The organism is Listeria sp. Marseille-Q6474 (assembly GCF_946902005.1).
In the GTDB taxonomy this organism is placed as follows: domain Bacteria; phylum Bacillota; class Bacilli; order Lactobacillales; family Listeriaceae; genus Listeria; species Listeria innocua.
Genome location: NZ_CAMPPS010000001.1, coordinates 1,486,031 through 1,507,030, shown reverse-complemented (window position 1 = coordinate 1,507,030; position 21,000 = coordinate 1,486,031). Strand labels below are relative to the sequence as shown.

Sequence of the window (21,000 nt, the reverse complement as noted above, 5' to 3'; positions counted from 1 at the left end):
GATGGATGCTTCCACAAGTTTTGCTATTTTACCATCTAACGTAAAACAAAAAACAGCTTTCCCGAGAAAAATAAACCAAGTGAAAACAGCTAGTTGGGCGAATAATTGCCTAACTGGCACACTTGATGTCGGTCATTTCAGTTGTTATTTTGTTAATGAAAAAATTGCACGCGTAACCGTGAATCCGTTTGGTGAAGCGGATCTGACACCTTCTATTGCGGCAATTAACGACACAGAAAAACAAGCTGCCGTGTTCACTGAAACAAATGATTATTATGAACTTCAATTTGCAGATAAAAAACTTATCGTTTCAAAAAATCCTTTCCAAATTATAATGAAGCAAGCTGGAAAAACCATTTTTCAAACAGAAGGACTGGCAATTAATCGCGATAAAGAACACCAAATTTCTATCCAAAGTAAGCCTGGAACCGCAATTTTTGGCCTGGGTGAAAAAACAGGAGCATTAAATAAAGCTGGCTCCATTATTAGCATGTGGAATACAGACGTATACAGTCCGCATAACAAAGATACAGTGGAACTATATCAGTCCATCCCATTTATGATTGCGGATACGGAGGAAACAACGTACGGTCTGTTTTACGATAATTCACACCGGACAGAATTTGATTTCCAAAGTTTTGAAGAGATGTATACGATTTTAGCAGAAGGCGGGCAAGCAAATTTATACGTTATCTTTGGTGAAGATGTCAAAGAAGTTGTAGCAAACTATACGGATTTAACAGGAAAAACACCACTTCCGCCAAAATGGTCATTAGGTTATCATCAATCAAGATATAGCTACACATCGGAAGAAGAAGTAGAGCGAATTGCCAACACTTTTAAAGAAAAAGAAATTCCGCTAGACTGCGTATTTATGGATATACATTATATGGATGATTTTCGGGTGTTCACTTTTAACCCGGATACTTTTCCAAATGGACCAGAACTAATTGCGCGTCTTCGTGAACAAAACATTGATGTTGTGCCAATTGTTGATCCGGGAATTAAAAAAGATGTTAATTATTCCGTATATCAAGAAGGAATCAAGCATCATTATTTCTGCCGTAAACTTGAAGGTGCGATTTATTATGGTGATGTTTGGCCAGGTGTCAGTGCTTTCCCGGATTTCCTAAGTACGACTGTTCAACGCTGGTGGGGAGATTTGCATCAGTTTTACACAGACTTAGGCATTCGCGGGATTTGGAATGATATGAATGAACCCTCTGTATTTAATGAAAGTAAAACGATGGATTTAGATGTTGTGCATAATCTGGACGGAAAAAATGTAACCCATAAAGAAGCGCATAATTTATACGGATTGTATATGAGTAAAGCGACTTTTGAAGGATTAAAACGTCTTGTGCCAAACGAACGTCCGTTTTCACTCACTCGTGCTGGTTATGCGGGAGTTCAGCGTTATTCAGCAGTTTGGACGGGGGATAATCGTAGTCACTGGGAGCATTTAGAAATGTCGCTGCCAATGATTATGAATTTAGGTTTATCTGGTGTCGCATTTACAGGTGCGGATGTTGGTGGATTTTCTTCTGACTGTACGAAAGAAATGCTAATACGCTGGACACAAGCAGGCGCGTTTTTACCATATTTTAGAAACCATTGCGTGCAAGATAGCATTTATCAAGAACCATGGGCATTCGGGCTAGACTCGGAGAAAATTGTGAAGAAATATATTGAAATGCGCTACACCTTTTTACCGTATATTTATACAGAATTCCAAAAAACTGCGGAGAATGGCTTGCCGATAGTTAGACCACTTTATATGGAGTTTAAAGAGGAACGCGATTTAATTCAAGTGAACGATCAATTTATGCTAGGTGAAAATATCCTCGTTGCGCCAATCGTTCGCGAAGGCCAAGTGAAGCGTTTAGTTCGCTTACCAAAAGGGACTTGGTTTAATTACTGGACGAAAGAGCAAGTAGAAGGCGGAGACTATATTATCGCTGACGCTCCGATTGACGTTATGCCAATTTATATTAAAGCAGGAACGATTTTACCATTAGGTACCAGCGTTCAAAATACAAAAGAAACACAAGATTTGGCATTAGAAATATACTTAGATAACGACGAGGCAAGCGGATACGTGTATAATGATGATGGCAAAAGCTACCAATACGAAAGCGGAAAAATATCCAAAACAGCTTTCACTGCTACTTTCAAAAACGGCGAAGTACAGATAAATGGTGACCATCATGGCGAAGAAAACTTACAACAAAAAGTTACTACTATACAAGTTTTCGGTAAAAAAACAGACAAAATTACAAGGGCGGGAATTTAATCGATGAAAGAAAAAGACTGGTGGAAAAAAAGCGTAGTTTACCAAATCTATCCAAAGAGTTTCAATGACTCAAATGGCGATGGAGTCGGTGATATTCAAGGGATTATTGAGAAATTAGATTATTTAAAAGAGCTTGGTGTAGACGTTATCTGGCTATCTCCGGTGTATGATTCGCCACAAGATGACAATGGATACGATATTCGCGATTACCAAAAAATTTACGAAGAATATGGCGATATGGCAACATTTGACAAATTGTTACAAGGCTTGCATGATCGTGATATGAAACTCGTAATGGATTTAGTTGTTAACCACACATCCGACGAACATAAATGGTTTGAAGAATCTCGGAAATCCAAAGATAATCCTTATCGTGATTACTATTTCTGGCGTGAAGAAAATGAAATCAACAACTGGGGCTCGATTTTCAGTGGTCCAGCATGGGAATTGGACGAGAAAACAGGCGAGTACTACTTACACCTTTTCTCTAAAAAACAACCAGATTTAAACTGGGAAAATCCTAAATTACGCCAAGATGTATATAATATGATGAAATTCTGGCTTGATAAAGGTATCGATGGGTTCCGTATGGACGTAATTAACTTCATTTCCAAAAACACAGCTTTCCCAGATGGACCAGTTGCAGACGGTCAAATTTACGGAGATGCAGGTAACGATTTTTGCAATGGACCACGTATTCATGAGTTCTTGCAAGAGATGAACCAAGAAGTAACTTCCAAATATGATGTAATGACTGTTGGCGAAATGCCAGGTGCTAGCACAACTGACGCGCAAATTTATACAAATCCAGCAAATAATGAAGTGGATATGATTTTTACATTTGAACATATGAACCTAGACTCCGATGGTGATAACAAATGGGATCTAAAACCAATTTATTTACCAGATTTAAAAGAAAACATGTCCGATTGGCAAGTAGCGCTTCAAGAAAACGGCTGGAACAGTTTGTATTGGAACAATCATGACCAACCACGTATTGTTTCTCGTTTTGGGAATGATAATCGTTTCCGCGTTCGTTCGGCGAAAATGCTTGCAACATGTCTGCACATGATGAAAGGAACACCGTACATTTATCAAGGTGAAGAAATCGGGATGACTAATGTTCATTTTGAAACGCTGGAAGAATATCGAGATATAGAAACATTAAACATGTATAAAGAACGTAAAGAGCAAGGACATAGCCACGAAAGCATTATGCGGTCTATTTACACTAAAGGACGCGACAACGCAAGAACACCGTACCAGTGGGATAATAGCGAAAATGCTGGCTTCACAACCGGAACGCCGTGGCTTAAAGTTAACCCGCGTTATACAGAAATCAACAACGAAGAAGCGCTGAAAAATCCAGATTCGATTTTCTACTACTACCAAAATCTAATTAAGTTACGCAAAACAACAGAAATCATCACAACTGGTAATTATCGCCTGTTATTACCAAAAGACGAAGCGATTTTCGCATATGAACGTTATACAGAAAATGAAAAATTAGTCGTTTTATGTAATTTCACAGAAGAAGAGCAAGTTATTACCGATGAAAATATTTTAAACGACATCAAAAAAGGCTCCGTACTTGCAAATAATGTTCCTGATATTATAGAAGGAACTTTACGACCATACGAAGCGATAGTTTATCAAATTAAATAAACAGACTAGAAAAGCCACTTGCGTTTTAAGTGGCTTTTTTTGTTTGCGTCAAAAATTATAGTATAATAGAAGGAAATGATTTTATTAGGAGGAATTCTCGTGCTATTTGATACGCATGTACACCTCAATGACGAGGCTTTTGATGATGATATAGAAGAAGTAATAAAACGCGCAAAAGAAAACGACGTGACCCGTATGGCCGTTGTAGGCTTTAATAAAGAAACAATTGACCGGGCACTTAAATTAGCCGATAAATATGATTTTATCTATCTAATCGTCGGCTGGCACCCTACAGACGCTATTACCTTCACAGACGAAGATTTAGAATGGTTACGCGATTTAGCCCTAACGCACCCGAAAGTAGTTGCTTTGGGCGAAATGGGCTTGGACTATCACTGGGATACTTCGCCAAAAGAAACGCAATTTGAAGTTTTTAGAAAGCAAATTCGTTTAGCTAAAGAAGTGAATTTACCGATAGTCATTCATAACCGCGAAGCTACAGAAGATGTAGTTCGCATTTTGCAAGAAGAACATGCTGAAGAAGTAGGCGGAATTATGCATTGTTTTGGCGAAACAGTCGAAGTGATGGAAGCATGTTTAGCAATGAATTTTTATATTTCATTCGGAGGAACAGTCACTTTTAAAAACGCAAAATTACCAAAAATCGCAGCCCAAGCTATACCAATTGACCGTTTATTAATAGAAACTGACGCCCCGTATCTCGCTCCAACCCCAAATCGTGGAAAAAGAAATGAACCAGGATACGTCAAGTTAGTTGCCGAAAAAATCGCGGAACTGAAAGAAATGAAATATAGCGAAATCGCCACGCACTCAACAGATAACGCGATAAGGCTTTTTAAAATTAAAGACTGATTGTAATATAATTGTAATATAAGGCCGAGTCTGTAACCCAATCTTAAGCTTCTAGAAGATAAAAATCACTACTTGGACAAAAACCCTTATTTCATGCCTACGACCAGAGACGTAGAAAAATGACACATTTCTGTTACATTTGACACTTTTTAAAAATTTTATATTTAAAAATGGCTTTATACCAACGTTTATGCTTTAAGTTTGCGAAGGTGTGAACAAACTATAGAAAAAATTGACAGTTCTTTAGTCCCCTGTATATAATCACTAGCGAAGTAGAAAGGGGAGAAATACATGACCATGGAAAACAGCAGTAACGTAGCCCAATCATCAAAATGGAAATTACCAATCATGATTGCAGGATTTGTTATTGTAGTAGCATTGGTTTTTTATTTCGTTTTCGAAGGAACTAAAAACGATATCACTATAGTAAACGCTGGTGAAAAAATTGAATCAAGAACACATGCTAAAACAGTTTCTGAAGCATTAGATGAAGCAGGAATTAAAGTAAGTGCACAAGATGAAATCGCGCCAGGAAAAAATGCGGAAATTAAAGACGGTATGGAAATTAAATATCTTCCAGCTCGTCAAGTTACAATAAATGATAATGGTACAAAGAAAAACGTTTGGAGCACAAAAACAAACGTAGCAGACTTGCTTAAAGACGAAAATATTACTACTCGTCCACAAGATGTTTTAAATGTTGCATTAGATACTAAATTAAAAAATGGCCTAGAGGTTAACATTAACCGTGCCATTGAACTTTCCTTACAAAACGGAACTAAAAAAGATACAGTATGGACAACTAAGAAAAAAGTTAGTGATTTACTAACAGAGAAAAACATCAAACTTGATAAAGATGACCGCGTGTCACCTGCTAAAGACAGTAACTTAAAGGAAAAAATGACCGTACAAGTTACATACGTCAATTCAAAAGCAGAAAAGAAAAATGAACAAATCAAATTTGAAACAGTTTATAAAGAAGACGATAGCCTAAATAAAGGCGTTGAAAAAGTCGTTCAAGAAGGTAAAAATGGCGAAAAAGTTGTCGAGTATAATGTAACTTTTGAAAATGACAAAGAAACAAAACGCGATATCATTAAAGAAAACGTTACTTCTGAAAAGACAGATAAAGTAGTTGTACGTGGCACAAAAGAAAAAGCGAAAGTATCACAAATCGCAAATGCTTCATCTTCAAAAGCAACCACTTCTAACGCTTCATCAGCTCCATCAGGTGGTAAAACTTATCGTATGGAATCAACAGCATATTCAGGTGGCGGTATGACAGCTTATGGTATTAACCTAAGTGCTAACCCTGGAATGAAAGTAATCGCAGTTGATCCAAACGTTATCCCACTAGGTTCTAAAGTATGGGTTGAAGGTTACGGCGAAGCAATCGCTGGAGACACTGGCGGCGTTATCAAAGGAAATATCGTTGACGTTTATTTCCCAAATGAAAGCCAATGCTACTCATGGGGTAGAAGAATGGTTACTGTAAAAGTGTTAAACTAATTTCGTATAAAAACGAGGCTGACTCATAGGGCCTCGTTTTTTCTTTGCCCAAAATGTGGTATGATGTATTTACTTATTTTATAAAAAAGGATGTTATCAATATGAGCGGGAAGCCTGTAATACATGAGTTTATTGTTGTAGAAGGACGTGACGATACAACTGCAATCAATCGTTCAGTTATTGCAGATACTATCGAAACCAATGGCTCAGCACTTTCACAAGAAACAATTGAAAAGATTAGACACGCTCAAGAACTGCGGGGAGTCATTATTTTTACGGACCCAGATTTCCCAGGCGAAAAAATTAGAAAACAAATTGATTCAGCGGTACCAGGATGTAAACATGCATTTATTAATCGACAAGACGCTCTACCAAAAGCAGGACGTGGACTCGGTGTAGAACATGCGAGCAGCGCCCATATTAGAGAAGCTTTGGAGCACTTTCATACAAGCAGCGTACCGACTGAAAAACAATATATCTCCAAAGAAACCCTGATTCACTTAGGTCTTCTAGGTGGAATCGGAGCAAAAGAACGTAGAGAAAAACTCGGCAACATTTTAAAAATCGGCTATACGAATGGAAAACAATTGCAAACAAGGTTGGAATCATTTGCCATTAGTGAAGAACGATTAGTAGCCGCGTGCCAAACGATTATGCAGGAGGAAGAAAATGAGTAAAGATATTGCAACTCCCGGAAGAACTACGGAAATTTTAAAAAAATATGGTTTCTTATTTAAAAAAAGTCTCGGTCAAAATTTTCTCATCGATAGCAATATTTTGACACGGATTACCGATACAGCTGAAATTACGAAAGAAACGAATGTCATCGAAATCGGACCAGGAATTGGTGCGCTAACTGAGCAGTTGGCCAAAACAGCAAATGAAGTCGTTGCGTTCGAAATTGATCAACGCTTGTTACCGATTCTGGATGATACACTTAGTAACTACGATAATGTGCGCGTTGTCCATAATGATGTGCTCAAAGCCGATGTTGCTGAAGTAATCACTGAACAATTTGCGAAACCTGAACTGCCTCTTAAGATTGTGGCAAACCTGCCTTATTATGTAACTACCCCGATTATTTTGAAATTACTTCATGATAATATCCCAGCAGACTCGATGACTTTTATGTTGCAAAAAGAAGTTGCTGACCGAATTAGCGCAGTTCCAAGCACAAAGAGTTACGGTAGCTTAACCATTGCTATCCAATTTTACATGGAAGCAGAACTAGCATTTATTGTTCCAAAAACTGTCTTTATGCCGCAACCCAATGTCGATTCTGCCGTCATTCATTTAAAACGCCGTAAAGAACCATTAGCTAAAGTAAATGACGAAGAGTTTTTCTTTGAAGTAACAAGAGCATCTTTTGCTCAAAGAAGAAAAACGCTATGGAATAATTTAGCATCCAAGTTCCCGGCCTTAAAACCGCGTAAAGAAGAGTTGGTAGAAGGTTTAAATGCAATTGGTATAGACTTAATTAGACGCGGAGAAACGCTTGATATACCAGAATTCGCTAAATTAAGTAACTTTCTTGCTGATTTCCTCGCAGAAAAATAATTTTTTTCAAAAAGAGCGCTTTCTTAGTTGACAGCTAGCCCTTCCAACTGTTAAAATATTTGGTTATTGATTTCCGAGCCCATCTGTGCTATAATTGATATTAGTGAGGTGGAAAATAAATGCCAAAAACCATTGCAAGCATTAAGACGAATTTAGATTCTAGATTAGGTAAAGCATTGACATTGAAAGCAAACGGCGGTCGTAAGAAAACGATTGAACGTTGCGGTATCCTAGCTGAAACATATCCATCCGTTTTCATTGTGGAGCTTGATCAAGATGAAAACAACTTTGAAAGAGTATCCTATAGTTATACGGATATCTTAACAGACGCAGTAGAACTTGTATTTACAGATGATAATAAAGAATTAGCTTTATAATGAAGCTGAAGTAACCGAACCGTTTAGTATGGTTCGGTTTTTGCTTTACATAGAAACCATTTTGGACCGCTAGCTACATATTTTTTCTTTCATATGATAGAATAGAAAAAGAGATTTTGAACGCGGAGGCCAAGAAAAATGAAAATAAGCATAACAGCACCAGCTAAAATTAATCTTTCACTTGATGCGCTATACAAACGTGAAGATGGCTATCATGAAGTGGAAATGGTGATGACAACAATAGATCTTGCTGACAGATTATTCTTAGAACGCTTAGACGAGGATAAGATTGTGCTAGATGTAAAAGCGCATTTTATTCCGGAAGATCGTCGTAATTTGATTTATCAAGCGGCTCTCCTCTTAAAAAATCGTTTTAACATAAAAATGGGAGTGCGCATCACAATTGATAAGCACATTCCAGTTTCAGCGGGATTAGCTGGTGGGAGTTCGGATGCTGCTGCTGCGCTCAAAGGTTTAAATATCATTTGGGAGCTCGGTCTTTCGATAGAAGAATTAGCAGAAATAAGTTCCGAAATCGGGTCTGACATAGCTTTTTGCGTATATGGTGGAACTGCTCTTGCGACTGGACGTGGAGAAAAAATCTCTGCATTGCCTAATATGCCTGGTTGTTGGATAGTACTAGCTAAACCTAGCATTAGCGTGTCGACACCAACGATTTATAAAGAATTACAAGTAGATAATGTAGAACACCCTAACACAGAAAAAATGATTGAATCTATCAAAAATGGTGATTTAGACGGAATTTTTGCTTCAACAGGAAACGTATTAGAGTCTGTAACGCTAGAAAAAAATCCACAAGTTAAGCGAATTAAGGACCGGATGTTAGCATTTGGTGCTGAGGCGGCTCTAATGAGTGGTAGCGGCCCGACAGTGTTTGCGCTCATCAAACAGTATTCAAGAGCGAAACGTGTCTATAATGGCTTGCGTGGCTTTTGTGAGGAAGTTTATATGGTTAGACCGTGGAGTGAAAGCGAAAACGATACGATTAATTAATGGATGAGAGGGGTCAGACAAATGAAAATTATTTTTAATGCAGATGACTTTGGAATTAGCCCAGGAGCAGTTTATGGTATTTTAGAATCGTATAGACGAGGTGTTGTAAAATCAACGACACTTCTTGCTAACAGCCCAGCTTTTGATTTGGCTGTAGAAGTAGCGAAAGAAAATCCTGGACTGGATATTGGTGCTCATTTGACCCTTACATTCGGTTACCCGTTACTTCAAGGTTTAGAAACTTTAACGGATGATAACGGGCGTTTTCGCAAAAATTATACAGCGCTTGAGTCTGGTTTAGCTAACGTGGATATGGAAGAAGTGGAGCGCGAATTAACAGCGCAAATCGAGAAAATTTTGGGTGCAGGAATCACTATTTCGCACTTTGATACACATCATTCCATCGAACCGTTAATTTATCCAGTTCAGCATAAGTTGGCAGAAAAATATGGTGTAAGTATTAGACGTCATTCAGATGTTTCTGATTTTGGCGCTATTAAAACACCAGATTTATTCGATACATCTTTCTATGCAGATGGAGTATCTTTTGAAACAATTAAAAAAATAGTACAAGAGCATATCGGAACAAACGATGTCGTGGAAGTGATGACTCATCCAGCGTATATCGATGAAACGCTGCGAGAAATATCCAGTTATGTAGAGCCGCGCATCAAAGAAGTTTCCATTCTAACTTCAAGAGAATTACAAGCATATTTAGGCCAACAAGAAGTAGAAATTATTAGTTTCCGTGATTTATAAAAGCATTGGCCTGTCAAAGGATGTTTATTTGACAGGCTTTTTAATACTTTAAAAGAATAAAAGTTGTCAATTTTATAGAAAACGTTTTATAATAGAGAAAATACGGACAAAATACGTGAAATAGCTTTTTAATATACGGAATTTTATCAAAGGGAGAGAGATTATGAAGATTCGTCGCAGTGAACGATTAATTGATATGACGCAGTTTCTATTATCGCATCCGCGAAAGTTAGTGCCGCTTACGATGTTTGCTGAACGTTATGGCTCAGCTAAGTCTTCTATTAGTGAAGATTTGGTTATCATAAAGAAAACATTTGAAGATAGAGGGATTGGGACACTTGAAACTGTTCCGGGTGCTGCTGGTGGAGTGCAGTATATTTCAATAGCGGGGAATGATGATGTGCTTGATTTTGTACATACGTTGTGTAACCGAATCGCGGAACCTAACCGTCTACTTCCAGGAGGGTATTTGTACCTTTCAGACCTACTTGGGGAGCCAGTGACGCTTAAAGCAATTGGTAAAATTTTAGCTACCAAATTTAACAACCAAAAAATAGATGCAATTATGACTGTGGCAACAAAAGGGATTCCTATTGCACAAGCTGTTGCTGAGCATTTGAGTGTACCTTTCGTTATCGTGCGCCGAGATAGTAAGGTTACTGAAGGCTCTACAGTGAGCATTAACTATGTTTCAGGCTCATCTAAACGAATCGAAAAAATGGAACTATCCAAACGAAGCTTAGCAGAAGGATCCAACGTAGTAATCGTGGATGACTTTATGAAAGCTGGCGGTACGATTAATGGGATGAAGAATTTACTAGAAGAATTCAATGCGCATTTAGTTGGTATTGGCGTTCTAGTTGAATCTGAATATGCAGAGGAACGTTTAGTCGATGATTACGTTTCACTTGTCAAAATTAAAAACGTCAACATGAAAGAAAAACAAATTGAAGTAGTTGACGGAAATTACTTTAATAACTAATTGATAAACCCTAGAAAAATTTTCTAGGGTTTTTTATTTTCTTTAAGTGATACTAAAAACAAATCAGACTTGCGATGTACTTCACTCAGTTAACTTTTGTGGTAGAATGAAACCTATCATTGCTACATAAAATACAGGGCTTCTATTCATAAGAAGCAGGAGGAGAACATTCATGAAAAAATGGGTTAAATGGTTAATTGTTATCGTAATTATCGCAGTGGTTGCCGCGGGTGCGGTTTTCTTGCTGTCAAAAAATAGCGGTTCCGTAACACAAGAAAAATTAGTTACAGCCAAAGTGAAACAAGGGGATATGAAAATCAACGCTACAGGAACAGGTGCGATTTCGCCGCAAAACACACAAGTTCCAGATTATGATGAGCTTCAACTAGTAGCGCAAATGGATGAACTGGATATTCCTAACATCAAGAAAGACCAAGAAGTTAAAATCACAGTAACAGCACTTCCTGACAAAACATACACAGGAAAAGTAAAAGAAATTGCAGAACAAGGTCAAGTCCAAAATGGCGTGTCTAGCTTCTCTGTGATTATTTCTCTTGATAAAACAGACGATTTGAAGGCCGGTATGACTGCTGATGCCTCAATTTTAGTAAAAGAGAAAAAAGATGCACTTTACGTACCGATTGAAGCTGTTCAAAAAGACAGCGATGATAAATATTATGTACTAGTTCCAGAAGAACAAGAAAATGGCAAAACGAAAAAAGTGAAGAAATTTGTAGAAACTGGTCTTCACAACGAAGATAATATCGAAATCACTAACGGCGTTAAAAAAGACCAAAAAGTAATCCTTCCTACACAAGAAACTTCCACAGTTCCAGGTGCTCCTAGCTAAGTTTTTTGTATATACGTATTAGATAAATAGTATGAAGGAGGGATAAACATGCCAAAACCGCTAATTGACATGAAAAATTTAACGAAAACATATACACTAGGCGGAGAAACGTTTAAAGCATTAGACGATGTTACTTTTACCGTTGAAAAAGGTGAGTTTTTATCCATCGTTGGTCCATCTGGATCCGGTAAATCAACTTTAATGAATATGATAGGTTGTTTGGATGTTCCAGATGAAGGCAGTTATCACCTTGATAATGTAGATGTATTTAAATTAAGTGACAACAAATTATCCGAAATTAGAAATAAGAAAATCGGTTTCATTTTTCAGCAGTTTAACTTGCTCCCTAAATTATCTGCTTTTGAAAATGTAGAATTACCTTTAATTTATGCTGGGCTAAGTGTTTCAGCACGCGAAAAAGCAGCAATCGAATGCTTAGAAAAAGTTGGTTTACTAGAAAAACGAAAAAACTTACCAACTCAACTATCAGGCGGGCAGCAACAACGTGTAGCTATTGCGCGCGCACTTGCCGGTAACCCACAAATCCTTTTAGCAGATGAGCCAACAGGAGCTCTTGATTCAAAAACAGGTAAAGAAGTAATGGGTATCTTACAGGAATTAAACAGAGCAGGGAACACCATCGTTATGATTACCCATGATCCAACCATCGCTTCTTACGGAACAAGAAGTATTCGTATTCAAGATGGTAAGCTATTCCACGAGGAGGCGACACAAGCATGAATGTTCTCCAAAGTATGAAAATGGCGTGGAAACAATTAAAAGCAAGTAAACTTAGATCATTTTTAACGATGTTGGGTATTATTATTGGGGTTGCCTCTGTTATTCTGTTGGTTTCACTAGGTAATGGTGTGACGAAAGAAGTAGACGACCAAATGGGCGATTTAGGCTCCAATTTAATCACAGTAGTTAATAGTTCGGTGAATCCAAATGACAAGTATACTTATGATGAAGTAATGAAATATCAAAACATCGATGGCGTAAAAAGTGTATCTCCAGAGCTATCTGGTCAAGTGAATGCAACATACGATTATAAAAGTTCAAGCAATAAAGTCATTGGGACGAATGACCAGTACAAAGCGGCTCGTAGCTTAGAAATGAAGGAGGGGCGCTTCTTACTACCGATTGATACGGAATATGGCCAGAAAGTAGCTGTAATAGGCTCTACGGTAGCCAGTGATCTATTTGGTTTTGGTAATCCAATCGGTGAAACAATTAGATTGAATGGTATGCCTTACAAAGTAGTTGGCGTTCTTAAAGAAAAAGGCGCTTCTATGATGGGCTCGAGTGACGACCAAATCTTTATCCCGATTTCTTCGGCTCAACGATTACTAAAAGATACAAATGTCCGTACTATCTACGTAGAAACAAAATCTGCTGAAGATGTTGATTTTGTAGTAAATACATTAGAATCTCGCCTCGCTATTAAGTTTGGCAATGAAAAAGAACAAGAAGAAAATGCTTCTTCTGCTCAAATGGGACCATCTTATCAAGTCATTAATCAACAAGAAATTCTCAACGCGTTCAATACAATCAGCACTACATTAACTACTGCGCTTGGTGCAATTGCGGCCATTTCGCTTGTAGTAGGTGGGATTGGAATTATGAATATTATGCTTGTTTCTGTTAGTGAAAGAACGAGAGAAATAGGTATAAGAAAAGCGTTAGGAGCTAAAAAACGAGCAATTCTGCTACAATTCCTAATAGAATCTATTGTTATTAGTGTTTGCGGCGGGATTATTGGAATTCTTATCGGCGTTTCAGGCGCATTGATATTCGGCTCGGTTGCTGGCATATCGTCAGGAATAACAGCTGGAACCATTATCTTCTCGTTTGTATTCTCCTTATGCATCGGCGTAATATTTGGTATCGCCCCTGCGAATAAAGCATCTAAATTAAGACCAATCGACGCTTTAAGATCAGAGTAACGAAAAAAGAAATCCGGAATTGTGTATTTCGGATTTCTTTTTTTAACTAAAATTAGTGCTTTAAGTTGTCTTGTCATCTATATTTAATGTTTTTGTCACAATTAAGCGTTTTCAAATCGGGATTTAGTTCTTTTTTTTACTAGAAAAAAGAAAAAAGTTCTTGAATCATGCATTAGAATAGGATTTTCAGGGTATACACTATTTATTGACTTATTCAGATGAGATGAATAGAGACATCTAAAATTGTAAATATATGATCTCAGAAAAATCATAAATTCTCCGTAAATTGTATACAATTATTTTTGAGAAATCATAATTTTAACACCATTTTACTAGCGTTCTTGCCCATAAAATAGTATGATGATTACATCTTGATACTGTGCTAGCAATGGTTTCGGCGTTTTTGTTACTTTAGTGATAAAAATTGTATACAAAACAAAAACTTGAAGAAACAATCTGAAAATGTCAATGATTTTCAAAGAAAAACTATTTTTTTTGGTTTACAATTCACAAAGTTGTCAAATTTAGTTTTTTTTATTATTATGTTCATAGGGAAGAATTTTACGTTAATATTGCTTGCTTATAAAAGTGATTTTTTCTATGGGGGAATTTTTCTCGAGTGTGTACTTATGTTGCATGTGAGCATTGTTTACTAGCAGCGCAACTAGAATAAGGTGGTGAAGATAATGGAGATTACAGATGTGAGATTACGACGTGTTGAGACAGATGGGAGAATGAAAGCTATTTCTTCAATTACGATTGATGGTGAGTTTGTTATTCACGATATTCGTGTCATCGATGGCAACGAGGGTTTATTCGTAGCTATGCCTAGTAAACGTACGCCGGATGGTGAGTTTAGAGATATTGCTCATCCGATTAACTCAGGCACCCGTGCAAAAATTCAAGAAGCCGTTTTAGCTGCTTATGAAGTAGCGGACGAGCCAGCAGTAAACGAAGAAAGTTCTGCAGACGAAAGTGTTGTAGAAGAAAACTAAAAAATCCTCGGTTAGGAAGAACGTTGTTGGGAACAGCTGGGGGATACTTACCTGAGATTTTAGCTGGGATAAGCAGATTCTTTTTGAGAGAGGCAAATGGGATAAGGAGTGACTAATAATGCAAGTAACAGATGTGAGATTACGTCGTGTAGAAACTGATGGAAGAATGAGAGCGATTGCTTCAATCACTTTAGATGAGGAATTTGTAGTTCATGATATTCGCGTTATTGATGGGAATAACGGATTATTCGTAGCTATGCCAAGTAAACGTGGTGTTGACGGTGAATTCCGTGACATCGCTCACCCAATTAATTCCGATACTCGTGCAAAAATTCAAGAAGTTGTTTTAGCTGAATATGAGCGCGTTGGTGAAGAAGAAGCAACTGCGGTAACAGAAGAAGAATCTGAATCCGTTTCTGCTGAATAATTAAAAAAATTTCCAAGGGCTAGCTTAGTGCTAGCCCTTTTTGTGTAGAATAACTATGAAAAAAATCATAAATAGCCTTGGTCTTCTATTTTGGCTATGGTATAATTAAAAGCAGATTGTAAAAACAGGGAGGAGATTTTAAGTGATGTTGCAAAAACAGATGTATTCAAGCAAACATTTTTGTAGCACAAGTGTAAAATCCTCTTTTAGTAAGCAAATAAATAACCACACTGTATCTTTCGGAATTTTCAAACAAATAAAACTTTAAATTTCCTCTTTACCTAAAAAACGTAGGTAGGGGTTTTTATTTGGGCGCATTCTTGAAAAAAAGCAAATTTTACGTTATCATTCATAGTGGATGAATAGTGAATATTGGAGGTTCTATATAATGTCAAAACGATATGCTGTAGTGCTTGCTGCTGGCCAAGGCACACGGATGAAATCAAAATTATACAAAGTATTACATCCTGTTTGTGGAAAACCAATGGTCGAACATGTAGTAGACCAAATTTCGACGCTTGATGTTGATAAAGTGGTTACAATTGTAGGTCATGGTGCTGAGAAAGTCCAAGAGCATTTAGCAGGTAAGAGCGAATTCGTGAAACAAGATGAACAACTTGGAACGGCGCATGCAGTACTTCAAGCGAAATCAGAACTTGCAGGAAAAGATGGTGTGACGTTAGTTGTTTGTGGAGATACACCTTTAATCGAAGCTAGCACAATGGAAGCTTTATTAAAATATCACCATGAAAAAAGAGCAAAAGCAACTATTCTTACAACCGTTATTGAAGACCCTACAGGATACGGACGTATTATCCGTGATGATCTTGGTATTGTCGAAAAAATCGTTGAACATAAAGATGCGACAGAAAAAGAACAACGCATTTCAGAAATTAACACCGGCACATATTGCTTTGATAATAAAGCTCTTTTTGAAGCTTTAGAAAATGTCTCTAATGATAATGTGCAAGGCGAATATTACTTACCAGATGTTATTAAAATTTTAAAAGATGCGGACGAAGTTGTTGCAGCTTACAAAATGGAGTCCTTCGAAGAGTCACTTGGAGTAAATGATCGAATTGCTTTAGCTGAAGCTTCCAAATTAATGCAACGTCGAATCAATGAGAATCATATGCGTAATGGAGTAACACTTGTTAATCCGGAAAACACGTATATTGATATAGATGTAAAAATAGGTCAAGATACAGTTATTGAGCCAGGAGTAATGCTTCGTGGCAAGACTGTAATTGGTGATGATTGCGTGGTAACGAGCGGTTCAGAAATCGTAAGTAGTGTAATCGGTGAACGCGTGCACGTCAGAAATTCCTCGATTTTTGAAAGTAAAGTCGGTGATGATGTTCAAATCGGACCATACGCTCACTTAAGACCAGAATCTGATATTCATAATCATGTGAAAATCGGAAATTACGTCGAAACCAAAAAAGCAGTTGTCGGTGAAGGAACTAAATTACCTCATTTCATTTACATGGGAGATGCGGAAATTGGTAAAAACGTCAATGTTGGTTGCGGAAGTATTGCTGTTAATTACGATGGCAAAAATAAAGCAAAAACCATCATTGGTGATAATGTCTTTGTTGGATGTAATTCGAATTTGATTGCACCTGTCAAAGTGGGAGATCGTGCTTTCATAGCAGCGGGTTCCACAATTACAAAAGATGTTCCTGAAGATGCGTTAGGTATTGCTCGCGCGAAACAAGATAACAAACTTGGCTACGCGAAACATTTGAATCACGGTAAATAATTTCCTATTGGAAAGTTTAAAATTTTAATAAAAAATAGTGGAGGCTGATTATGTCAAACGAGTATTTTGATCCAAAGTTGAAGATTTTCTCGCTAAATTCTAATCGTGAACTAGCTGAAGAGATTGCGAAAGAAGTAGGTATTGAGTTAGGGAAATCAAGCGTTACTCATTTTAGTGATGGAGAAATCCAAATTAACATTGAAGAAAGTATCCGTGGTTGTCATGTATATGTTATTCAATCAACGAGTAATCCTGTAAACCAGAATTTAATGGAACTTTTGATCATGATTGATGCGTTGAAACGCGCTTCCGCAGCAACAATTAATATTGTTATGCCTTACTATGGTTATGCACGTCAAGACCGTAAAGCAAGAAGTCGTGAACCAATCACAGCGAAATTAGTAGCAAACTTAATCGAAACTGCTGGTGCAACTAGAATGATTACACTTGATATGCATGCACCGCAAATTCAAGGTTTCTTTGATATTCCAATTGACCATTTGAATGCAGTTCGCCTTCTAAGTGACTATTTCAGCGAACGTCATTTAGGTGATGATTTAGTTGTAGTTTCACCTGACCACGGCGGGGTTACACGTGCTCGTAAAATGGCTGACCGTTTGAAAGCGCCGATTGCTATCATTGATAAGCGTCGTCCGCGTCCAAACGTAGCTGAAGTAATGAACATCGTTGGAAATGTTGAAGGAAAAGTTTGTATTATCATTGACGACATTATCGACACAGCTGGAACAATCACGCTTGCTGCAAAAGCATTACGTGAAGCTGGCGCGACAAAAGTATACGCATGTTGTTCGCACCCAGTTCTTTCTGGCCCAGCAATGAAACGCATTGAAGATTCACCAATCGAAAAACTAGTTGTAACAAACTCCATCGCTCTTCCAGAAGAAAAATGGATCGATAAAATGGAGCAACTTTCTGTAGCAGCTCTTCTTGGTGAAGCAATCGTTCGCGTTCATGAAAATGCTTCTGTAAGTTCTTTATTTGAATAAAATTTAAAACTAAAAAGGATTTTTCTGTGATTATCATAGAAAAATCCTTTTTTAAATTAAACCAATTATGAAGACAGAAAATATACTCATTATATAAAATCTCCCTTTTGAAAACGGCGAGAAAGTCTATTTTTATCATTGTTTTAGATGAAGATGTGATAACTTTAATTCGGGATAAATGGTTGCGGAAAGCAGTATCTAGAATGGTTTTGAACTTGTTTTTCGAGAAGATTCTTACAAGTTTTTCGCAAGGATTTTGGAGGATAAAGTTCACAGAATGTCTATTGTAATGGCTCTGTTTGTTAGGTACCCTTATAATAGTACAAAAGACTAATTAGGAGGAGCATCTATGAAAATGCTAAAAAAGGGAACTACAGTATTATTTGTAATGATTATGGCGGTTATGTTAGTAGCGTGTGGGGATAAGGAAGAAAGTAAGACCTTTGCGCTTTCTCAAAATGGTGTAGATTCGAAATTAACATACACTTATAAAGGGGACAAAGTTACTAAACAAACTGCTGAAAACACAATGTTATATACTTCAATGGGCATTAAAACAAAAGAAGAAGCAGAAAAAATGCTTAAAGAAACAAGTGAGAAATTCCAAAATATTGAAGGATTGAAAGAAAGCATTGATTATAAAGATGATAAAGCTATTGAAACATTAGAAGTAGATTACACGAAAATATCTTCTGAAGACCTTAAGAAATTACCGGGCATGGCAGCAACTGGCGATGTATCTAAAGGTATTAGTATGAAAGAATCTGAAAAAATGTTGAAATCTCAAGGCTTTAAAGAAGTCGAAAAATAAGCTAGTAGTAAAAAAGAAGTATCCGACCAGTCGGATACTTCTTTTTGCTTAATAATCTTGCGCTTCAATAACAACGGCAGTACCGGAAGCAGTAACCATTAACATGCCATTATCTGCACCGAGCACTTCATAATCAATGTCAACACCAATAACGGCATTTGCACCAATATCTTTCGCGCGTTGTTCCATTTCGCGAATTGCTTCCTCGCGAGCGTTAATAAGTTCATCTTCATAGCCTTGCGAACGGCCCCCGAAGAAATTTCTAAGTCCGGCTCCGATGTCTTTCATAAAATTAACACCAGTAATGACTTCGCCAAAAACAATTTTTTTATACTCAATAATTTGTTTGCCTTCAATATTTGGTGAGGTTGTTACAATCATGAGTTATCCCTCCAGTTTTCTTTTATCATACCTCTTAGTACTTTTTCTAGTCAAAGGATATCCGCTTAATTTACCCGATTTCGCGCTTTTTCAATATAAGAAATTGCATCTGGAACTTTACAAGAAGTTTTTCCTAGATTTACGTGAACTTTTCCAACTGATTTTGCGGCTTCAATTGCTTTTTCATGCAAATCGTCTTTGCAAATTCCGCAAGTGATAATAAAGCCGTTCATCGAATAACGAGTTCTGTTTGATTCGGATTGTAATGTTTCTTTCGCGCGTTGTAGTAATGCCTCTGCTTCAGGCAAGTTGTTAATATGCTCGCTATAAATCTGCCAGCCCATGGATTTAGTTAAATCATACTCGCTCTCAATCCACTTCTTTGCAAAAAGGAGTGCATCATCACGTTTGCTTACGATCGATGCTAGTCCAAAGGTGAGTTGTGACCATGTTTCGCGAAAAGCTACATTCCATTTTTCGATTTGCTCGGTAGTTACTTTGTTTGGATTGACCGCAAGTAAACCAAGATAAATTAAGTCGCTGTTATTTGATTCGATTAGCTCTACGGCCAGTTCATGGTTTTTAGTTAATTTTTCACGGCGGATAATTTTCTTTAAGTCTCCAATTTTTAGTCCGTAAAGATCTAATGAATCCGGACAACCGTGATTACGAAAAATTTTAATCGTATTGGGGTTTTCTAAGGCTTGTAGCTCGGTGTCAAGTTGGTCAAAAGTAATCATACGCGTCACTCCTCTCGAATAAATTAAGTATAACAAAAAAGCATGCAAAATCGCATGCTTTTAGGAATTGAGAATATTAGTCGATTTGTTTCATTGCGTCGTCTAGAACTTTTTTAAGTGTATCTGCGGAGTTTTTCATTTGTTCTTTTTCTTTATCGTTTAAGTTCATTTCAACAATGTGGCGAACTCCTTGACGGTTAACTACTGCTGGTGCGCCGATGTAAATATCGTTCATACCATAGTGGCCATCTAAATAAACAGAAAGTGGTAAAATCGCATTTTCGTTATTTAGGATCGCTTTTGTAATACGAGCAAGAGCCGCAGCAACGCCGTAGAATGTAGCGCCTTTTTTATTGATAATTTCATAAGCTGCATCACGAACGCTTACGAAAATAGTATCCATTGCACCTTGTTCGTCTTCGTTAATCCATTCAGTGATTGGAAGGCCACCAACTGTTGTGTGGCTCCATGCTGGGAATTCTGTGTCGCCGTGTTCGCCGAGGATATAACCATGGACGTTACGAGCATCCACTTTTAAGTAATCGGCAATCGACATACGGAAACGTGCTGTATCAAGGCTTGTTCCAGAACCGATAACGCGTTCTTTTGGAAGACCTGAGAATTTCCATGTAGCATAAGTTAAGATGTCTACTGGGTTAGAAGCGATTAAGAAGATACCGTCAAATCCGCTCGCCATAACTTCATCCACAATGCCTTTCATGATTTTGATATTGCGGTTTACTAGGTCTAAACGAGTTTCACCAGGTTTTTGTGCAGTCCCAGCAGTGACAACAACTAAGTCTGCATCATGGCAGTCGCTATAATTTGCTGAGTAGATTTTCTTCGGTGTGGAAAATGGAACGGCGTGGCTTAAATCCATCGCATCCCCGATTGTTCTGTCTTTATCTATGTCAATAATGCCGAATTCTTGTCCGATACTTAAGTTTACACAAGCAAATGCATAACTAGAACCAACTGCTCCGTCGCCAACTAAAATAATTTTTTGATGATCTTTCATTTCGAATTCCTCCTATAAAAAATCTATTTACTAG

Annotated in this window: 21 protein-coding genes; 18 read left to right on the top strand and 3 right to left on the bottom strand. The window is 37.4% G+C overall.

Annotated features, from left to right (window positions below; translation table 11 throughout):
* Position 1 precedes the first annotated feature (1 nt).
* The 18 genes from OC533_RS07560 to OC533_RS07475 all read left to right on the top strand — a co-directional run bounded on the left by OC533_RS07560 (position 2) and on the right by OC533_RS07475 (position 18,827).
* On the top strand, positions 2 to 2,293 hold the full coding sequence (locus OC533_RS07560; RefSeq protein ID WP_194323776.1) for a glycoside hydrolase family 31 protein: 2,292 nt from the start codon (positions 2 to 4) through the stop codon (positions 2,291 to 2,293).
* 3 nt (positions 2,294 to 2,296) lie between these two features.
* Positions 2,297 to 3,958 (top strand): glycoside hydrolase family 13 protein, encoded by a 1,662-nt coding sequence (locus tag OC533_RS07555; protein WP_194323774.1) that lies wholly within the window; start codon positions 2,297 to 2,299, stop codon positions 3,956 to 3,958.
* A gap of 99 nt (positions 3,959 to 4,057) precedes the next feature.
* Positions 4,058 to 4,831, top strand: a complete 774-nt coding sequence (locus OC533_RS07550) for a TatD family hydrolase (protein ID WP_194323772.1) — start codon at positions 4,058 to 4,060, stop codon at positions 4,829 to 4,831.
* Between the two features lie 291 nt (positions 4,832 to 5,122).
* Positions 5,123 to 6,340 (top strand): ubiquitin-like domain-containing protein, encoded by a 1,218-nt coding sequence (locus OC533_RS07545; protein ID WP_194323770.1) that lies wholly within the window; start codon positions 5,123 to 5,125, stop codon positions 6,338 to 6,340.
* 101 nt (positions 6,341 to 6,441) lie between these two features.
* Positions 6,442 to 7,017, top strand: coding sequence for a ribonuclease M5 (gene rnmV / locus OC533_RS07540; protein ID WP_185325156.1), 576 nt, complete (start codon positions 6,442 to 6,444; stop codon positions 7,015 to 7,017).
* Entirely contained in the window at positions 7,010 to 7,897 is an 888-nt protein-coding gene (gene rsmA / locus OC533_RS07535) for a 16S rRNA (adenine(1518)-N(6)/adenine(1519)-N(6))-dimethyltransferase RsmA (protein WP_003772508.1), read from the top strand. The genes rnmV and rsmA overlap by 8 nt, the downstream gene beginning before the upstream one ends.
* Before the next feature lie 119 nt (positions 7,898 to 8,016).
* Positions 8,017 to 8,274, top strand: coding sequence for a biofilm formation stimulator Veg (veg, locus tag OC533_RS07530; RefSeq protein ID WP_003718261.1), 258 nt, complete (start codon positions 8,017 to 8,019; stop codon positions 8,272 to 8,274).
* Positions 8,275 to 8,412: 138 nt separating this feature from the next.
* Positions 8,413 to 9,288, top strand: a complete 876-nt coding sequence (gene ispE / locus OC533_RS07525) for a 4-(cytidine 5'-diphospho)-2-C-methyl-D-erythritol kinase (protein WP_003759978.1) — start codon at positions 8,413 to 8,415, stop codon at positions 9,286 to 9,288.
* Between the two features lie 21 nt (positions 9,289 to 9,309).
* Positions 9,310 to 10,047 carry a chitin disaccharide deacetylase gene (chbG, locus tag OC533_RS07520; protein WP_010990287.1) on the top strand — a complete coding sequence of 246 codons (738 nt, stop codon included), beginning with the start codon at positions 9,310 to 9,312 and terminating at the stop codon, positions 10,045 to 10,047.
* Positions 10,048 to 10,210: 163 nt separating this feature from the next.
* Positions 10,211 to 11,029: a pur operon repressor gene (purR, locus tag OC533_RS07515; protein ID WP_003759983.1), complete on the top strand. Its 819-nt coding sequence runs from the start codon at positions 10,211 to 10,213 to the stop codon at positions 11,027 to 11,029.
* A 172-nt stretch (positions 11,030 to 11,201) separates the two neighbouring features.
* Positions 11,202 to 11,879, top strand: a complete 678-nt coding sequence (locus tag OC533_RS07510) for an efflux RND transporter periplasmic adaptor subunit (protein ID WP_010990288.1) — start codon at positions 11,202 to 11,204, stop codon at positions 11,877 to 11,879.
* 48 nt (positions 11,880 to 11,927) lie between these two features.
* A complete protein-coding gene (locus tag OC533_RS07505) occupies positions 11,928 to 12,620 on the top strand; it encodes an ABC transporter ATP-binding protein (protein WP_185539058.1) in 693 nt (230 codons plus the stop codon).
* On the top strand, positions 12,617 to 13,825 hold the full coding sequence (locus OC533_RS07500; protein WP_010990290.1) for an ABC transporter permease: 1,209 nt from the start codon (positions 12,617 to 12,619) through the stop codon (positions 13,823 to 13,825). Before OC533_RS07505 ends, OC533_RS07500 begins: the two co-directional genes overlap by 4 nt.
* Before the next feature lie 686 nt (positions 13,826 to 14,511).
* Positions 14,512 to 14,820 (top strand): septation regulator SpoVG, encoded by a 309-nt coding sequence (gene spoVG / locus OC533_RS07495; RefSeq protein WP_003728886.1) that lies wholly within the window; start codon positions 14,512 to 14,514, stop codon positions 14,818 to 14,820.
* 118 nt (positions 14,821 to 14,938) lie between these two features.
* Positions 14,939 to 15,247, top strand: coding sequence for a septation regulator SpoVG (spoVG, locus tag OC533_RS07490; protein ID WP_003722726.1), 309 nt, complete (start codon positions 14,939 to 14,941; stop codon positions 15,245 to 15,247).
* Between the two features lie 388 nt (positions 15,248 to 15,635).
* Positions 15,636 to 17,009 carry a bifunctional UDP-N-acetylglucosamine diphosphorylase/glucosamine-1-phosphate N-acetyltransferase GlmU gene (glmU, locus tag OC533_RS07485; RefSeq protein WP_010990291.1) on the top strand — a complete coding sequence of 458 codons (1,374 nt, stop codon included), beginning with the start codon at positions 15,636 to 15,638 and terminating at the stop codon, positions 17,007 to 17,009.
* 50 nt (positions 17,010 to 17,059) lie between these two features.
* Entirely contained in the window at positions 17,060 to 18,016 is a 957-nt protein-coding gene (locus OC533_RS07480; RefSeq protein ID WP_003764989.1) for a ribose-phosphate diphosphokinase, read from the top strand.
* A gap of 349 nt (positions 18,017 to 18,365) precedes the next feature.
* Positions 18,366 to 18,827: a YehR family lipoprotein gene (locus tag OC533_RS07475; protein ID WP_194322838.1), complete on the top strand. Its 462-nt coding sequence runs from the start codon at positions 18,366 to 18,368 to the stop codon at positions 18,825 to 18,827.
* Between the two features lie 48 nt (positions 18,828 to 18,875).
* Here OC533_RS07475 and OC533_RS07470 read toward each other — a convergent pair whose 3' ends face one another.
* The 3 genes from OC533_RS07470 to OC533_RS07460 form a co-directional block, all read right to left on the bottom strand.
* A complete protein-coding gene (locus OC533_RS07470) occupies positions 18,876 to 19,208 on the bottom strand; it encodes a putative heavy metal-binding protein (protein ID WP_003725735.1) in 333 nt (110 codons plus the stop codon).
* Between the two features lie 65 nt (positions 19,209 to 19,273).
* On the bottom strand, positions 19,274 to 19,948 hold the full coding sequence (locus OC533_RS07465) for a DNA alkylation repair protein (protein ID WP_194323768.1): 675 nt from the start codon (positions 19,946 to 19,948) through the stop codon (positions 19,274 to 19,276).
* A gap of 76 nt (positions 19,949 to 20,024) precedes the next feature.
* Positions 20,025 to 20,966: an L-lactate dehydrogenase gene (locus tag OC533_RS07460; RefSeq protein WP_003772488.1), complete on the bottom strand. Its 942-nt coding sequence runs from the start codon at positions 20,964 to 20,966 to the stop codon at positions 20,025 to 20,027.
* Positions 20,967 to 21,000 lie beyond the last annotated feature (34 nt).

What these genes read in the sequence shown, in the direction of transcription:
- OC533_RS07475 (WP_194322838.1), top strand. Translation starts at nt 18,366, where the DNA reads ATGAAAATGCTAAAAAAGGGAACTACAGTATTATTTGTAATGATTATG.
- veg (WP_003718261.1), top strand. Translation starts at nt 8,017, where the DNA reads ATGCCAAAAACCATTGCAAGCATTAAGACGAATTTAGATTCTAGATTA.
- spoVG (WP_003722726.1), top strand. Translation starts at nt 14,939, where the DNA reads ATGCAAGTAACAGATGTGAGATTACGTCGTGTAGAAACTGATGGAAGA.
- spoVG (WP_003728886.1), top strand. Translation starts at nt 14,512, where the DNA reads ATGGAGATTACAGATGTGAGATTACGACGTGTTGAGACAGATGGGAGA.
- glmU (WP_010990291.1), top strand. Translation starts at nt 15,636, where the DNA reads ATGTCAAAACGATATGCTGTAGTGCTTGCTGCTGGCCAAGGCACACGG.
- OC533_RS07460 (WP_003772488.1), bottom strand. Translation starts at nt 20,966, where the DNA reads ATGAAAGATCATCAAAAAATTATTTTAGTTGGCGACGGAGCAGTTGGT.
- OC533_RS07505 (WP_185539058.1), top strand. Translation starts at nt 11,928, where the DNA reads ATGCCAAAACCGCTAATTGACATGAAAAATTTAACGAAAACATATACA.
- OC533_RS07500 (WP_010990290.1), top strand. Translation starts at nt 12,617, where the DNA reads ATGAATGTTCTCCAAAGTATGAAAATGGCGTGGAAACAATTAAAAGCA.
- OC533_RS07465 (WP_194323768.1), bottom strand. Translation starts at nt 19,948, where the DNA reads ATGATTACTTTTGACCAACTTGACACCGAGCTACAAGCCTTAGAAAAC.
- OC533_RS07545 (WP_194323770.1), top strand. Translation starts at nt 5,123, where the DNA reads ATGACCATGGAAAACAGCAGTAACGTAGCCCAATCATCAAAATGGAAA.
- rsmA (WP_003772508.1), top strand. Translation starts at nt 7,010, where the DNA reads ATGAGTAAAGATATTGCAACTCCCGGAAGAACTACGGAAATTTTAAAA.
- OC533_RS07470 (WP_003725735.1), bottom strand. Translation starts at nt 19,208, where the DNA reads ATGATTGTAACAACCTCACCAAATATTGAAGGCAAACAAATTATTGAG.
- OC533_RS07555 (WP_194323774.1), top strand. Translation starts at nt 2,297, where the DNA reads ATGAAAGAAAAAGACTGGTGGAAAAAAAGCGTAGTTTACCAAATCTAT.
- purR (WP_003759983.1), top strand. Translation starts at nt 10,211, where the DNA reads ATGAAGATTCGTCGCAGTGAACGATTAATTGATATGACGCAGTTTCTA.
- chbG (WP_010990287.1), top strand. Translation starts at nt 9,310, where the DNA reads ATGAAAATTATTTTTAATGCAGATGACTTTGGAATTAGCCCAGGAGCA.
- rnmV (WP_185325156.1), top strand. Translation starts at nt 6,442, where the DNA reads ATGAGCGGGAAGCCTGTAATACATGAGTTTATTGTTGTAGAAGGACGT.
- ispE (WP_003759978.1), top strand. Translation starts at nt 8,413, where the DNA reads ATGAAAATAAGCATAACAGCACCAGCTAAAATTAATCTTTCACTTGAT.
- OC533_RS07560 (WP_194323776.1), top strand. Translation starts at nt 2, where the DNA reads ATGGATGCTTCCACAAGTTTTGCTATTTTACCATCTAACGTAAAACAA.
- OC533_RS07480 (WP_003764989.1), top strand. Translation starts at nt 17,060, where the DNA reads ATGTCAAACGAGTATTTTGATCCAAAGTTGAAGATTTTCTCGCTAAAT.
- OC533_RS07510 (WP_010990288.1), top strand. Translation starts at nt 11,202, where the DNA reads ATGAAAAAATGGGTTAAATGGTTAATTGTTATCGTAATTATCGCAGTG.